The sequence below is a fragment of the Friedmanniella luteola genome (assembly GCF_900105065.1).
In the GTDB taxonomy this organism is placed as follows: Bacteria; Actinomycetota; Actinomycetes; order Propionibacteriales; family Propionibacteriaceae; genus Microlunatus; species Microlunatus luteolus.
This window is the reverse complement of sequence record NZ_LT629749.1, coordinates 175473-190993: the sequence shown is the minus strand read 5'-3', so window position 1 is coordinate 190993 and position 15521 is coordinate 175473. Positions and strand designations below refer to the sequence as shown.

Here is a 15521-nt window from a genome sequence, read left to right as displayed (position 1 = left end):
GGCAGTTGTACCGTTCTCCGACTGTCCCGTTCCCGGACGGAGTCTCGGCACCTCTTGGACACAGACATGGCCCGGGCATACTCGGACTCGAGTGAAGGTGCTCAAGCGGACCGAGGATCGGAGGCGGGTGGCGAAGGCAGGGGCAGAGGGTACAGCCGAGAACGTGCCCCGCGGCGGTCATCGCCCGGCGCGAGTGGCGTCAGTCCGGCGGAAGCCGAGCATCACCGACGTGGCCCAGGTGGCCGGTGTGTCGTACCAGACGGTTTCTCGTGTCATCACGGGGTCGCCCTCGGTGAGCTCGGCGACACGCGCGCGGGTGCTCGAGGCGATCGCCGAAGTCGGTTACCGCCGCAACAAGGCGGCGACAGCGCTGGTGACCAACCGATCGACCACGATCGGGATCGTGACCGACGGCTCGCCTCGCTACGGTCCGGTGGCGACGTTGCTGGCGCTGGAGAGCGCGGCGCGCGAGGCCGGGTACGGCTCCGCGGTCGTCGGGGTGAAGGAGCCGTACGACCGGACCGTACCCGAGGCGATGGGATCGCTGGGGGACACCGGTGTGGACGGCATCATCGTGATCGCCCCCCTGCGGGCGATGGCCACCGCGGTCCGGAAGGTGCACGCGGATGTCCCGGTGGAGATGATCGCCGCGGGGGTGTCCTCGTCAGGGCGCGAACGGCTCTTCACCTTCTCGGAGAACCAGGAGCTCGGGGCTCGCATGGCCACGCAGCACCTGATCGACCTGGGCCATCGCGACATCGCCCACGTCGGCGGCTCGCTGGCCTGGTTCGACGGCCGGGTCCGCAAGCGGGGGTGGGAGTCGGCGTTGCGGGAAGCGGACCTGACGCCGGGGTTCTACGCCGAAGGGGACTGGAGCCCCCTGTGGGCGTACCGAACGGGGCTGCGACTGGTGCGCGAGGGTGTGCCGGAGGCCATCTTTGCGGCCAGCGACCACACAGCACTCGGGTTGATCCGGGCGTTCGTCGAGAGCGGGATTCGGGTGCCGCAGGACGTGAGTGTCGTGGGCTTCGACGACATCGAGGGCTGCGACGTCTTCCTGCCTCCGCTCACGACTGTGCGGCAAGACTTCCCGGCGCTCGCGCAGGCCAGCATCTCAGTCCTGATCGGCTCGATCGAGGGCATCGAGGTGGACCGCACCCCCATCCCGCCGGCCCTCGTGATCCGCAACAGCACGACCGAACGCCGGCGCGGCTAGCTCTCGCGCCGCGCCCGCGCCCGCGCCCGCGCCCGGACACCCATGCGGCCCGGAGCGTCGAGCGCTAGCGACCCCGGAAGTAGCGCGAACTCGTTGACAACCACGGATGCGAACGTTCACACTTGGCGAACGTTCACATCTGCGAACGTTCACACCGCGACAGAGTTGTCGAAGGAGAAGCATGGATCTCGGGTACCACACCATCTGCTGGGGCGGGGTCGTCGGAGACGCGACCGGGGTCACCAGCGTCAAGGACCTCTACTACCGGACCCCCGGATCGATGGAGACGGCCATCTCGGACATCTCTGCGGCGGGCTACACCGGGATCGAGATGTTCGACGGGAACGTCGCGGACTATGCCGATCAGCCCGATGTGCTGCAGGGGCTCCTGGCTGCCGCCAGCCTTGAACTGGTCTCGGTCTACACCGGCGGCAACTTCGTCTACGGCGACCTGCTCGAGGACGAGCTGCACCGCGTCTCACGCTCCGCAGATCTGGCCCGACAGTTCGGCGCCCGCAACCTGGTCGTCGGAGGAGGAGCCCGGCGAGCCTCCGGCACCACAGAAGCCGACTACGCCGCCCTCGCTGCCGCCCTCGACCAGGTCACCGACATCGCGGAGCAGCGCGGACTCACCGCCTGCTACCACCCGCACCTGACGACGATCGTCGAGAGCCCCGACGAGCTGGACCGGCTGATGCCGCGGACGCGGATCGGCTTCTGCCCTGACACAGCCCACCTCGTCGCTGGCGGCGGCGACCCCGCGGAACTGATCCGCCGCTATCCAGACCGGATCCGCCACGTGCACCTCAAGGACGTCCGCCTCGATCCGTTCGCGTTCCTACCGCTGGGCCAGGGCGTGGTCGACTTCAGCGACGTCCGAGCGGCGCTCGGTGAGGTCGGCTACGACGGCTGGCTGATCGTCGAGCTCGACTCCTACGAGGGCGATCCCGCTGAGGCAGCGCAGATCAGCAAGGCCTACCTCGAGCAGCTGCTCGCTTCCTGAGCCCGCGCTGACTCCGGACCCTCCGGGTCAGCAGCAACATCTCGCCGTGCCCGCCTCGCCCCTCGTCTCGAGAGATACCCGCACGGCACCACCCGCCCGAACCCACATCCGCACGACCCTACGGATCCAGACGGAGCAGATCATGAATCAGACCAAGCTGACCGCGGTGGCCGCCCTCGCCGCCTCGACCTTGATCGCCTTCAGTGGTTGCACGAAGGCCTCCACGACCACCACCACGTCCGAACCGGGTGTGTCCCAGCAGGCCGACAGTGCGCTGCAGGAGGTCACCGGCAAGGTGCTCTCCAAGGGCCCCAACGGCGAGGCCCCGTCGCCGGCCTCCTCGGCCGACCTGACCGAGGACGAGATCAACCAGGTCAAGGCCAAGAACCTGAAGGCCGCCATCGTCATGCACTACGGCGGTAACGACTGGGCGAACGCCCAGGTCGCCGGCCTGAAGGACCAGTTCGCCAAGCTCAACATCGAGGTGGTGGCCACCACCGACGCCAACTTCAAGCCCGACAAGCAGGTTTCCGACCTGGAGACGGTGATGAGCAAGGACCCCGACATCATCGTGTCCATCCCGACCGACCCGGTGGCCACGGCGTCGGCCTACAAGAAGGCCGCAGCGGCTGGCGTCAAGCTCGTGTTCATGGACAACGTGCCCCAGGGCATGACTGCAGGCAAGGACTACGTGTCCGTGGTCTCGGCCGACAACCTGGGCAACGGTGTCGTCTCGGCGCACCTGATGGCCAAGGCCACCGGCGGCAAGGGCGAGATCGGCCTGATCTACCACGAGGCCGACTTCTTCGTCACCAAGCAGCGCTACCAGGGCTTCAAGGACACCATCACCGCTGACTACCCCGACTTGAAGATCGTGGAGGAGAAGGGGATCGCCGGTCCGGACTTCGCCGGTGACGCCCAGGGCGCCGCGAACGCGATGCTCGCCAAGCACCCGAACCTCAGCGGCATCTGGGCCGTCTGGGACGTGCCGGCCGAGGGCGTGATGGCAGCGGCGCGGGCCTCCGGTCGCGGCGACCTGAAGATCGCCACCGAGGACCTGGGCAAGAACGTGGCGATCGCGATGGCCAAGAACGAGCTCGTCGTCGGTCTCGGCGCTCAGGTGCCGTTCGACCAGGGCGTGACCGAAGCCAACCTGGCTGCCGGCGCCGCTCTCGGCAAGGAGGCTGCCCCCTACGTCGCGCTGAGTGCCCTGCCCGTCACCCACGACAACGTGCTCGACGCCTGGAAGCAGGTCTACCACGAGGACCCGCCGGCCGACCTGCAGTCCTCCTTCAAGCAGTGACCAGGAGAGCGACGCAGGAGACGGAGACGGAGACAGCGATGACAGACCAGGCATCGCCGGACCCGGCGATCGAGATGATCGGCATCAAGAAGAGCTTCGACGGTGTGGTCGTGCTGAAGGGCGTCGACTTCGAGGTCGTTCGGGGGGAGATCCACGCGCTCGCGGGCGGCAACGGAGCCGGCAAGTCGACCCTGATGAAGATCTTGCAGGGGGTCTACACCAAGGACGCCGGGAAGATCGTGATCAACGGCGGAGAGGTGGACCTCACCTCGATCCAGGCGGCCAAGGCGGCAGGCATCGGGATGGTGTTCCAGGAGTTCAGCCTGGTGCCCAGCCTGACGGTCGCGCAAAACATCTACTTGTCGGCCGAACCGATGTCTCGAGGTCTCATCGACGACCGGGAGGCGGTCCGTCGAGCGCGGCAGGTGTTCACCGACATGGGCGTCGAGGTCGATCCGCGGGCCCGGGTCAGCGAGCTGAGCACCGCCTACTGGCAGCTCACCGAGATCGCGAAGGCGCTGGCCCAGGACGCTCAGGTGTTGATCATGGACGAGCCGACGGCCAGCCTCGCCCGACACGAGACCGAGGCGCTGTTCGAGCTGATCGACCGGCTGAAGGCTCGTGGCATCGCGATCGTCTACATCTCGCACCGGATGGACGAGGTGTACCGGATCGCGGATCGCATCACCATCCTGCGTGACGGAAACCGGCTGCTCACCGAACGGCTCACCGACATCACCCCCGCTCAGATCGTGGAGGGCATCGTCGGCAAAGAGCTCGGCGCAGAGATGGCGTACCGCGAACGCGGCCACGAGGCGGCTGGGGAGATCCTGCTCGAAGCGAGAAACCTGAGCGCCCCACCACGCGTGAACGATGTCTCCTTCACGCTCCAGGCGGGCGAGATCCTCGGTCTGGCCGGACTGATGGGCAGCGGCCGGACCGAGCTGGCCCGGGTGCTCTTCGGTATCGACGCCCCCCGTTCTGGCGAGATCACCATCAGAGGTCGCCGGGTGAACCTGTCCTCACCGCAGCGGGCCATCTCGGCCGGCCTCGCGCTGATCCCGGAGGACCGCCGCGAACAAGGGCTGGTGCTGGACCACTCGGTGCGGGAGAACCTGCTGCTGCCGCTGCTCAAGAAGGTGCAGAACGGCGTTCTGCTGAGCAAGGACAAGGGCCGAAGACTCTCCGACGACCTGATCAAGCAGTTCACGGTCAAGGTGGCCCACCCCAACCGGCCAGTGCGCCTCCTCTCCGGCGGCAACCAGCAGAAGGTGGTGCTGGCCAAATGGCTGGGCACCGATCCAGACGTGCTGATCTTGGACGAACCCACCGCTGGTGTGGACATCGGCACCAAGAGCGAGATCCTCGAGATGATCCGCGACCTGGCTGACGCCGGCAAGGGCGTCATCGTCATCTCGTCGGAGTATCCCGAACTGCTCGCGGTCAGCGACCGCCTCATCATCCTGCGCGACGGGGCTGTGGCCGCCGAGATGCTGCGCAGCGACATCGCCGACGAGGAAGCCCTCCAGCTAGCCGTACAAGGAGTCGCAGCATGACCACCACCGTCACCACCCCGAGTGAGACCCGGGACAGCGTCGCCGCGCGGATCAGGACCCTCGACTGGCGCCGCTACGTCATCTACATCGGATTCGTCGTGATCTTCGCCTTCTTCGCCATCCTGCTCGGAGACGAGGGTTTCCTGTCGGCGAACAACCTGCTGAACATCTTCCGCCAGACCGCGACGATCACCGTCATCGCCGTGGGCATGACCTACGTCATCGCTTGCGCCGAGATCGACCTCAGCGTCGGCTCGGTGGCGGGACTCTCGTCGGTCTGTGCCGCCATGGCGATCTCCGCCTACGGGTTGATCCCCGGCATCCTCGCCGGCCTGCTCGTCGGTGTGGTCATCGGCGCGGTCAACGGTGGACTGGACAGCTTGCTGGGCATCCCGTCCTTCCTGGTCACCCTGGGCATGCTGGGCGTGGCCGCCGGCCTCGCCCAGTGGATCACCCGGTCCGCACCGCAGCCCATCCTGGACGACACCTTCATCGTGATCTTCGGCGGCGGCAACTTCGGCCCCCTTCCCGGCCTGCTGGTGTGGAGCGCGATCTTCGTGGTCCTCGGCGCCGTGGCCATGAACAGGACTCGCTTCGGCCGGCAGGTGCTGGCCACCGGTGGCAACCGGACGGCGGCCCAGTTCACCGGCGTGAACACCAAGCGGATCAAGTTCCAGGTGATGCTCCTCTCCGGCATCGTCGCCTCCGTCGCCGGCATGCTCTACGCCGGCCGGCTGGAGTCCGGGCGGTTCCAGTGGGGCGCCGGGGACGAGCTGTCCGCCATCGCGGCGGTGATCCTGGGCGGCACCAGCCTGTTCGGCGGCGCCGGCTCCGTGGTCGGCACGCTCTTCGGTGCGCTGCTGATCGGCCTGATCAACAACGGCCTGATCCTCGCCGGGCTGGATTCCAGCCAGCAACAGGTCGTCCGCGGAGCCATCATCATCCTGGCCGTCGCGCTCGCCAGGAAGAAGTGATCGTGACCGAGGCAATCCAGACCCCCACCTTCTTCGATCAGCACCAGCGGGCCACCGTCGAGGCGGCGATGGCGCGCATCATCCCCACCGACGACCTGCCGGGTGCTCGGGAAGCGGGGACCGTGGACTTCGTCGACCGCTACCTGTCCGGGATCGACTACATCTACGCCAAGCCGGACGGCAGCGGATTCGAACCGCTGTCCGGGCGCAGCGCCGCCGCCTGGCAGCGGCGAGTCGAGCTGGCTCGGCGCAAGTACGTCGACGGCGTGCGCGAACTGGACCGGCGGGCCCAGGCGGTGGCGTGCAAGGACTTCGTCGGGTTGACCGAGACGCAGCAGGACCAGATCCTGACCGAGCTCGAGCGGGGCGTGGAGGCTGGCCCCGAGCTGGCCAAGCCCGAGGTTCCCTACGGCATCGAGCCGGCCCTGCAGCAGACCAACGCGGAGTCCGAGCTCGACTTCTTCTCGCTCCTGGTCACCCACACACGACAGGGCTTCCTGTCCGACCCGATCTACGGCGGCAACCGAGACCGGATCGGCTGGCAGGTGATCGGATTCCCCGGGCCGGCTTCGCTGGCCGAGGTCCATACCGGTCGCTACAGCACCTTGGACTACTTCGCGGACGACCGCCGCCACCCCCAGCAGCAGAGCCACCAGGGCCAGGAGGACTGATCATGAGTACGCCCGTGCGCAAACCCGAGCGAGTCGACGTGTGCATCATCGGCGCCGGCGCCACCGGAGCCACGGCCGCCAAGGTGCTGACCGAGGCAGGCCGCACGGTGGTCGCCCTCGAGAAGGGACCTTGGCGGACCAAGGAGACGTTTGGCGGCGACGAGCTGGCCAACGTCAACCGCTACAACCTCTGGCCCGACCCGGCTCAGGACCCGCGGACGGTCCGGACCACGGCTGACGAACAGGCCCACGAGGAGCTGTTCTGCCCGGTGCCGCAGATGGTCGGTGGCGGAACCGTGCACTGGCAAGGTTGGCTGCCTCGGTTCACCCCTGAGGACTTCCGGCTGCGCAGCATCGCCGGCGAGCTGCCCGGCACCACGCTGGTCGACTGGCCGATCAGCTACGACGACCTCGAGCCGTACTACACGAAGGTGGAGTGGGCGTTCGGCGTCTCCGGCCAGGCCGGGGCGAACGCCTACGAGGGCGGGCGAAGCCAGGGTTACCCGTGCCCGCCGATGCCGCAGTCCCGGTACGCCGAGAAGTTCCACAAGGGCTGCGCAAACCTCGGCTGGAACTCCTTCCCCACGCCGCAGGCCGCCCTGTCCCGGCCCTTCAGCGGCCGCCCGGCGACCGTGGTCAGCGCCTTCGCGCAGCAGCACGGCGACCCCAGCGGCACCCGGTCCAGCGCCCTCAACGTGTTCATCCCCGATGCCCTGGCCACCGGCCGCTACGACCTGCGGCCCGAGTCCTACGTCCGCGAGCTGGTACTCGACAGCCGGGGGCACGTGCGGGCCGCGGTCTACGTCGACGCCGACGGGAAGACCGTGGAACAGGAGGCGGACCTCTTCATCCTGGCGGGCGGCGCGATCGAGTCCGCACGGCTTCTCCTCATGTCCCAGTCCTCCCGCTTCCCAACGGCCTCGCCAACGGCGGCGACCTGGTCGGCCGCAACGTCACCTTCCACGAGTACTCGGCATCCGTGGGGACCTTCTCGGACCCGATCAACGCCTGGGCCGGCGGCGGCTACGTCAGTGCCAGTTCGTTCGAGTTCTACAACCACGACGCGTCCCGGGACTTCGTCAGCGGCGGTCACATCGCGGCAGCCGGCGTCGGCATCCCGTTGCCGATCAACTGGCACCTCCCCGGCCGCCCGACCTGGGGCGCCGAGGCGAAGAAGATCGACCGCGAGCTGTTCAACCACACCATGGCGGTCGCGATGGTGCTGCACGACATGCCCCAGCACGACAACCGCGTCGACCTCGATCCCCACGTCACCGACGCCTGGGGGTTCCCGGTAGCCCGGATCACGCTGAAGACGCACCAGAACGACCTGACTCAGGGCCGTTTCCTGGTGGACCGCTGCGGCGACATCCTCGAAGCAGCGGGTGCCACGACCGTGGACAAGGTGTACCCGACGCGGGTGACGGGCAACTGCTCCCACCAGCATGGCACCACCCGGATGGGCACCGATCCTGACTCCTCCGTGCTGGATGCGAACTGTCGAGCCCACGAGGTCGCGAACTTGTTCGTCGTCGATGGGGGCCCGCTCCCGACCGCCACCGGAGCGAACCCCACGTTGACCATGATGGCCAACGCCTGGAGGGTGGCGGACGCCATCATCGCCGGACCGGCCTGACCGGGCCGGCGGGAGGCCTCGGGGCGGTCGCAGCGCACGTGCGCGACCGCGACCGCGACCGCGACCGCGACCGCGACCGCGAGGAAGGCTGACCGCACTCAGCGCAGCTGCAAGGGTGGAGGGCTCTGGCCGCGTGCGTGACCGCGACCGGAGCCCTCCAACCCCCGGGGGGGACCCGCGTTCGGTCCTGCTGTCCCGCAGGACGCGCTGTCGCCCCGTCGACACCTACGGCTGGTTACGGCCCCGGCTTGCGGGGACTACATGTGGCGCAAACCGACCTGGTACACGAGGCGACCGACCCGCAGCGCGGGCCGGAGGCATGTCAGAACGCCGCTCGGTGATGACCGATGGCCAGTCAGGCGGTCGGGCTCTCGGCGAGTGTGGCGGGGGCGGTCTGTGTCGTCCCGCTCGCGCCGGTCCAGGTCACCTCGACCTGCTCGCCGACGTGGCGGCCGTCGAGAGCCGCACTGAGGTCGGCTGCCGAGCGGACTGCCTCGTCGCCAACCGCGGTGATCGTGTCCCCGGCAGCCAACCCCGCTCTTGCAGCGGGTGAGCCGTCGACAACCACGGCGACGGCCGCTCCGCCGCCGCCTGTCGAGGTGGCGGCCTCGGTACCCCAGGCAGTGCCCGGATACGCCGATGCGGAGTCGGCGACCTGGACGCCGAGGAAGGCGGAGGCGCCGACCTGAACCGTTGGGGTGGAGGTGCCGGAGGCGATCTGGTCGATGACTACCAGGGCGTCCTCGATGGGGACGGCGTAGCCGTCGATGACCGAGCCGCTGGAGGCGGCGGTGTCGATGCCGACCACCTCGCCCTCCGCGTCGACCAGCGGACCGCCCGAGTCTCCGGCCACGACGTCGGCGTCGGTCTCGATCAGCCCGGTAAGCCGCTCGGCGGCCACCGAACTCTCGGCTGCCGTGGTGATGGACGCCTCAAGGGCGGTGACAGTGCCATCGGCCGCAGTGAGGGTGCCGGTACCGCCAGCGTTCCCGACGGCGGTGACGGAGTCACCCAGCGCCACGGTGTCGTCGTCGATGGTGGCGGGGGTCAGCCCGCTGGCGTCCTCGAGCTGCAGCAGCGCGATGTCGGCGCTGGCGCTGTGGCCGACGACGTCCGCGGTGTAGGTCGCGCCGGTGCTGGCCACCGTCACCTGGATGGCGGTGGCGCCCTCGACGACGTGGTAGTTCGTGAGGATCTCCCCGCCGGAGGTCAGCACGATGCCGGTCCCCGCGCCGGCGGCGTTCTCGTACCCGAGCTCGGTGTTCACCAGCACCACTCCCGTTGACTCGGCGGTGGTGGCTGGGTCGGAGTCGACCGTCGTGTTGCCGGTGCTGCTCGAGAGGTCGGAGCCGCCCGGGTAGCCGGGGTACCCCCAGTCCCTGCCGCCGCCGGAACCCCGGCTCCAGTCAGCGAGTGCGACCACTCGGGTTTCGAAAGTACTCGCCGCCGCCGCGGTGACTGGGAGGCTGCCCAGCCCCACGGTCAGCGTCAGGGCTGTCGTCCCGCCGACTCGTCGTACCCACCCGTACGTGCGTCCCATGATGTTTCTCCTACTGATCGGCTTGTGTCTCTGAGCCGATCGCAACTGCCGGTGAGCAGGATGGGCATTGGCTGTGCGTCGGCGAGGCGGAAGGTTGCTGGATGAAGATGGCAAGGCCGTGGTCGCACTGTCGGGCTTTCGCGCTATTCCTACTGGTGGGCGCGAGGTCAATGGTGACCCTGCCCTCGACCGCCGCCAGCAGCCTCCACCCCCGCCGTGCCGCTCCCGGCTGCAGTCGCTGAGCCCAGGTCACCGCCCGTGCTGAGGCCACCGATGCTGGTACCCGAGGCTGTCCCGCCGATGTAGACGGTGTAGACATCCCCGTCGGTGATCGCGTCGGAGGAGAAGACGACGTTCTGGGTCGTCTTGCTGGTGACGAAGGTGGCCACCACGTCGTCGTCAGCGTCGACCAGGTGCAGCGTGGTGCCCGCGGCGACGGCGGAGTTCAGGGTGACTGTGACGAAGCTCTGGCTGGAGTCGGTGTCAGGGGTGACGACCATGCCGGCGCTGCCGGCGGCCAGCAAAGTGCCTCCGCTGACGCTGAGCGTGCCGTTGACGTCGAGTGCTCCGTTGCCGGACTGCTCGGGGCCGTTGACCACGACAGTGCCGCCGGTGATGGCCGCGTTTCCGTTGGAGTCGAGCCCGTCGCCCTCGGAGTCGATGGTCAGGGTGCCGCCGTTGATGGTGACGGTGGCGTCAGCCACTTCCTCACCCCCACCTCCACCTCGGCCGAACCCGCCGCTGTCCGTACTGGTCGTTCCTTCGGTGGCGTTGACGCCGTCGTCGGAACTGACGACGGTGACGTCGCCGTCGTCGACGGTGATGTCCTTGGCCTCCAAGCCCTCGACCGAGCGGGTGACCGCGACGTTGCCGCTGCTGATCAGCACGGCGCTCTCGGCGTGCAGGCCGTCGTCCCCGGACGCCGCGCGGACCTCGGCGCCCGCGACGTGCACCGACCCGTCGCTGTGCACCGCGTCGTCGGAGGCGTCCACGGTGATCGTGCCGCCCTCGAGGACGGTGATGGTGCCGGACTTCAGGCCCTTGGCGGAGGCGTCCTCGGCGGGCGCGACCTCGCTGCCGCCGCCGCTGGTGACGTCCAGGGTGCCGCCGCTGACCAGCAGGTCGGAGGCGGCGTCGACGCCGTCACCGCCGGCGTCCACGGTCAGCGAGCCGCCGGTCATGGAGACGTAGCCGGCGTCGGCGTCCTCGGTGTTGTCGGCCTTGACCCCGTCGCCGCCGGCGGACACGTTGACAGTGCCGCCCTCGACGACGACGTAGTCCTTGCCGCGGATCCCGTCGTCGGCAGCGGTCACGCTCAGGTCACCGGACTGAAGGACCAACCCGTCCTTGCTGGCCACGGCATCGTTGCCGTTGGCCGTGACGTCCAGCGCGCCGGAGCCGGTGATCGTCAGGTCGCCGGCGCTGAAGAGCGCGGCGTTCACGTCAGCGTCGTCGGGATAGCTGTCGGTGTCACTCAGGGTGTTCGCGCTGCCATCGGCGAGCTCGACGACGAGCAGCTCGGCGTCGGTCGCGGCGATGGCGGCCGTCGTGGTGCTGGTGATGGTGGCGCCATCGAGGACCAGGCGCACCGTCGCGTCGGGGGCGGTGACGACGACCTGGCCGGCCAGCTCGCCGGTCAGCCGGTAGGTGCCGGCCGCGGTGATGGTGACGGTGGCCCCGTCGACGGTGACCCCGTCCCCGCTGCTGGTGGCGGAGTCGCCGGTGAGGGTGATGTCGACAGCGCCGCCCGTGCTGTCGGGGGTGGTGTGCACGGCGGTGTTCTCGGCCAGCGCGTCAGCGACGCCCTGGTCAGCGTCGACCGACACGGCGGCGGTGGTCGATGCACTCGTCGGGGAGGTGGCGGTGGTATCAGCGGCGCACCCGACGAGCGCGGTCGAGCCGATCGCCAGGGAGGTCAGGAGGGAGGCCAGCTTCAGGCGGAAGGTCATGTGGGTTCGCTCTCAGTGAGGAGGGTGGGAACAAGGTGGCGGCGGAGCACCGACTGCCAGCGGTTGGCGGGAAGGTCGGGCCGCAGGGCGGCGAGCCCGGTGCCGTACTTGGAGATCGCGCTGGGCCGGCGGCCCAGCGACCAGAGCAGCCGGTCGACCTCGGAGGTGCCGCAGCCGGACTTGGTCTCGATGACGGCGCGGCCGGTGGTCGCACCCGCCCGGCCGGTGCCGGCGAGGCTCCAGACCAGGCCGGTGTCGACGGTCAGCCGGCTGGAGCCGGTAGGCAACAGCAGCGTGGTGCGGTGATAGCGGGTGGTCAGCACCGGACCCAGCGCGGCCGCGTCGACCTGGAGGCCGAGCGACGCGAGCAGCGGGCCGAGCCGGTCGCGGTCGGCATCGTCCAGGGCGGTCCCGTCGCCGGCGTGGGGCAGCCGCTGCTTCACCGTCAGCCCGCGCGGGCCCCGGGTCTTGACCTCCAACACGTGCAGGCCGGCGTCCAGGTAGCTGCGGGTTCGCACCTTGAAGCGGTGGCGTCGGCGGCGGGCGGTGGCGTGGTAGCTGTGCAGCTCCGGGGTGTCGAAGTAGACGGACCGGTAGTCGAAGCGGCGACGGCCGTCGATCTCGAGCACGCGGGTGCCGGGACCCGTGCTGCTCAGCAGGACCTCGAGGTCCTCGGCGGGCAGCAGGTACTTGCGGTCGACGCGGGTGAGCAACGCGGCGGTGCCCACGAGCTCGTCGAGGCCGACGGCGGGCAGCCGGTCGACAGCGGCGCTCGTCACGGTGCTCATCGGGCGCCTGCGGCGGCGGCAACCCGGGTGACGGCCGAGGCGTCTGCCACCGCGTTGGACCGTCCGACCACGTAGCGGACCTCCACCAGGGTCGTGTCGTCGACGAGGTCGACATGCTTCACAGCGAGGTTGACCACCCGACCGCCCAGCAGCAACTCCAGGTGGGCACGGAGGGCGCCCTCGTCGGTGTGCGCGGTGTCCAGCAGCAGGCTCTGCTGCCGGTGGCGGCGGAACAGCGCGGGGTGGTCAGCCACGGCGAGTGCAAGCAGCAGCAAGACCATCAGACCGGTCGTGGTCGTGGTCGGGGCTGCGCTGAGTCCGGCGATCAGGCCGAGGGCCAGGGCCGCGAAGTAGTAGGCCACCTCGTGCTGGGAGATCTCGGTGGAGCGCAGCCGGATGATCGACAGCACGCCGAACAATCCGAGGCCCAGCCCGGCGCCCACCGTCGTCGACGCCAGCACCACCGACACCGCCAGGACGCCGATGTTGACGCCCAGGAAAGCAACGACGAGGTCGCGCCGGTGGTGGCGCGGGAAGTAGAGGCCGAAGGCGAGGATGGCGACGGCGACGAGGTCGGCCGCGATCATCATGAGCTGGTTCACAGGTGCTCCTGGTGGTGCGCACGGAAGAGGGACGGTGCCATCACCGTGCCGGTCGGGTTTGTGCCTGCCCAGTGACTTCGCTGTGAACGGAGGATGAACAAGGCTCCCGCTGCGCCATCTACTGGCCACTGCGAGCACGGCAGCCGCGCCCGTTCAAGGTCGTGAACTGGCTTGCGGGGCAGATTGCGCTCACATCGGCAGGCCAGGGTTCACTCACAGCCGACGCAAAGGACCAGCCCTTTCACTGGTCGGCATGAGCAAACCCGTCAGCGACCGGACCGGACGGTCGCACGAAGTCAGCCGCCGCGCTCTCCTCGGCGGCGGCCTCGGGACCCTCGCCGCCCTCGGCGGCACCGGAGTCTGGGCCGCAGACCGCTACCTCCTCGATGACGTCCAGGTGGCCAATGCCTCGACCCTCGAGTCCGACACGACGACGGTCGAGTCGCCGGGCACGGGCACCAGCACCGCCACCAGCTACACCAGCGACACCACCTCGATCACGATCACGACGGTCGAGTCAGGCTCGGGCGACGACGGGCTGACCTACTTCGTCGCCGACGTCACCGTGAGCGACTCGACGATCGTCCGCTCAGCCTTCGCCGAGGACGAGTTCGGCCAGAACATCATCGCCGACCCCTCCACGATCGCCGCGGACGTCGGCGCCGTGCTGGCGATCAACGGCGACTACTACGGGTTTCGCGACGCCGGCATGGTGATCCGCAACGGCGTGGTCTTCCGTGACTCGGGTGCTCGGCAGGGGTTGGCCTTCTACACCGACGGCCGCGTCCAGCTCTACGACGAGACCGCCACCTCGGCCGCGGCGCTGCTGGCCGACGGGGTGTGGAACACCCTCTCCTTCGGACCTGGCCTGGTGGACGCAGGCGCCGTCGTGCCGGGTGTCGACGAGATCGAGATCGACACCAACTTCGGCAACCACTCCGTGCAGGGTCGCCAACCGCGGACTGGTGTCGGGATGGTGACGGCGAATCATCTGCTGTTCGTGGTGGTCGACGGCCGCAGTGAGGGTTACAGCCGGGGCGTCACGATGACCGAGCTGGCGCAGATCTTCGTCGACCGCGGCGCCCAGGTCGCCTACAACCTCGACGGGGGCGGCTCCTCCACCATGGTCTTCAACGGCGACCTGGTCAACAACCCTCTGGGGCGCAGCGATGAGCGTGGCACCAGCGACATCCTCTACATCGCGGGCTGAAGGCGAACACCATGATCGTCCTCATACCCGCCTACGAGCCCGGCGCCGCACTGGTCGAGCTCGTCGCCCGGCTGCGCCGCCACACCGTCCTCGTCGTCGACGACGGCAGCGGCCCGCGTTACGTTCCCGTCTTCGCCGCCGCCCGCGCAGCCGGCGCCGAGGTGATGACCATGCCCTTCAACCAGGGCAAAGGGCGTGCCCTGCGGGCAGGCTTCGAGCACGCCCGTCGCCATCACCCGGGCGAACCGGTGGTCTGCGCCGACAGCGACGGCCAGCACCGGCCCGATGACATCGAGGCGGTCGCCGCCCGGCTGGCCGACGGTGACCCCGAGATGGTGCTGGGTGCACGTCGGTTCATGGGCGAGGTCCCGGGGCGAAGCCGGATCGGCAACCGCGTCACCCGGGCGGCGTTCAGAGCCACCACCGGACTGCCCCTGACGGACACGCAGACCGGTCTGCGGGCCTATCCGGCGCGGATGCTTCCCTGGCTGGAGGAGGTGAAGGGCGACCGGTTCGAGTACGAGCTGCGGTTGCTGGTCCGGGCAGCTCGAGAGCAGCTAGAGGTCGCCGAGGTGGAGATCGCCACCGTCTACCTCGACCACAACGCGTCCTCCCACTTCCGGCCGGTTCGCGACTCCTTGCGCGTTCTCGCCCCGCTGCTGGCCTTCGCCGCCTCGTCGCTACTCGGTTTCATCGTCGACACGGTCACCCTGCTGGCCCTGGTCGCGCTGACCGGCAGCCTGATGGCTTCGGCAGTCGGGGCACGAATGCTCAGCGCCGCGGTGAACTACAGCGTCAACCGGCGGTTCGTGTTCGCCACCGGCAACCGTGGCTCGGTCGTCCGCTACGTAGGGCTGGCCGCCGTGCTGCTGGCGACCAACGTGGTCTTGCTGGAGTCGCTGAGCGCGGTGACCGGATCGCTGCTGCTCGCCAAGGTCGCCACCGAGTTGGTGCTGTTGGCAGCCTCGTTCGTCGTCCAACGAAGCTTCGTCTTCCACCGGCGCCTCCGTCGGCCGGCGCAACCAGACCCCCTCCCCCGGGCCGCCGTCACACAGCCGGTGCCCGCCCGATGA

Annotated in this window: 13 protein-coding genes and 1 pseudogene; 10 read left to right on the top strand and 4 right to left on the bottom strand. The window is 69.2% G+C overall.

Going from position 1 to position 15521, the window contains the following annotated elements; genetic code table 11:
- The first annotated feature begins 229 nt into the window (after positions 1-229).
- The 8 genes and pseudogenes from BLT72_RS00925 (at position 230) to BLT72_RS22910 (ending at position 8359) form a co-directional block, all read left to right on the top strand.
- Complete coding sequence (locus BLT72_RS00925) at positions 230-1216, top strand: LacI family DNA-binding transcriptional regulator (protein WP_197677149.1); 987 nt, start codon at positions 230-232, stop codon at positions 1214-1216.
- Positions 1217-1397: 181 nt separating this feature from the next.
- Complete coding sequence (locus BLT72_RS00920) at positions 1398-2219, top strand: sugar phosphate isomerase/epimerase family protein (RefSeq protein ID WP_091408844.1); 822 nt, start codon at positions 1398-1400, stop codon at positions 2217-2219.
- Between the two features lie 142 nt (positions 2220-2361).
- Positions 2362-3522: a substrate-binding domain-containing protein gene (locus tag BLT72_RS00915; RefSeq protein WP_091408841.1), complete on the top strand. Its 1161-nt coding sequence runs from the start codon at positions 2362-2364 to the stop codon at positions 3520-3522.
- 38 nt (positions 3523-3560) lie between these two features.
- A complete protein-coding gene (locus BLT72_RS00910) occupies positions 3561-5078 on the top strand; it encodes a sugar ABC transporter ATP-binding protein (RefSeq protein WP_231930257.1) in 1518 nt (505 codons plus the stop codon).
- Complete coding sequence (locus tag BLT72_RS00905; RefSeq protein WP_091408838.1) at positions 5075-6052, top strand: ABC transporter permease; 978 nt, start codon at positions 5075-5077, stop codon at positions 6050-6052. Before BLT72_RS00910 ends, BLT72_RS00905 begins: the two co-directional genes overlap by 4 nt.
- 2 nt (positions 6053-6054) lie before the next feature.
- Positions 6055-6723: a gluconate 2-dehydrogenase subunit 3 family protein gene (locus BLT72_RS00900; protein WP_157720213.1), complete on the top strand. Its 669-nt coding sequence runs from the start codon at positions 6055-6057 to the stop codon at positions 6721-6723.
- A 2-nt stretch (positions 6724-6725) separates the two neighbouring features.
- Positions 6726-7559, top strand: a pseudogene (locus BLT72_RS23440) (FAD-binding protein); the annotation flags it as partial.
- A gap of 143 nt (positions 7560-7702) precedes the next feature.
- Positions 7703-8359: a GMC oxidoreductase gene (locus tag BLT72_RS22910; protein WP_231930255.1), complete on the top strand. Its 657-nt coding sequence runs from the start codon at positions 7703-7705 to the stop codon at positions 8357-8359.
- 355 nt (positions 8360-8714) lie between these two features.
- On the opposite strand, the gene BLT72_RS00890 is transcribed toward BLT72_RS22910, so the two are convergent.
- The 4 genes from BLT72_RS00890 to BLT72_RS00875 form a co-directional block, all read right to left on the bottom strand.
- Positions 8715-9899 (bottom strand): S1C family serine protease, encoded by a 1185-nt coding sequence (locus tag BLT72_RS00890; protein ID WP_091408831.1) that lies wholly within the window; start codon positions 9897-9899, stop codon positions 8715-8717.
- A gap of 167 nt (positions 9900-10066) precedes the next feature.
- Positions 10067-11848, bottom strand: coding sequence for a carbohydrate-binding domain-containing protein (locus tag BLT72_RS00885; RefSeq protein WP_091408829.1), 1782 nt, complete (start codon positions 11846-11848; stop codon positions 10067-10069).
- Positions 11845-12636, bottom strand: a complete 792-nt coding sequence (locus tag BLT72_RS00880) for a polyphosphate polymerase domain-containing protein (RefSeq protein WP_091408826.1) — start codon at positions 12634-12636, stop codon at positions 11845-11847. Before BLT72_RS00880 ends, BLT72_RS00885 begins: the two co-directional genes overlap by 4 nt.
- The gene (locus BLT72_RS00875; protein WP_091408823.1) at positions 12633-13238 is read right to left on the bottom strand and encodes a DUF4956 domain-containing protein; all 606 of its coding nucleotides are present in this window, start codon (positions 13236-13238) and stop codon (positions 12633-12635) included. Before BLT72_RS00875 ends, BLT72_RS00880 begins: the two co-directional genes overlap by 4 nt.
- Before the next feature lie 253 nt (positions 13239-13491).
- Between BLT72_RS00875 and BLT72_RS00870 the strand changes: the two genes are divergently transcribed.
- Both BLT72_RS00870 and BLT72_RS00865 read left to right on the top strand, forming a co-directional pair.
- Positions 13492-14448 (top strand): phosphodiester glycosidase family protein, encoded by a 957-nt coding sequence (locus BLT72_RS00870; protein ID WP_091408820.1) that lies wholly within the window; start codon positions 13492-13494, stop codon positions 14446-14448.
- Positions 14449-14459: 11 nt separating this feature from the next.
- Positions 14460-15521, top strand: a complete 1062-nt coding sequence (locus BLT72_RS00865) for a bifunctional glycosyltransferase family 2/GtrA family protein (protein ID WP_091408816.1) — start codon at positions 14460-14462, stop codon at positions 15519-15521.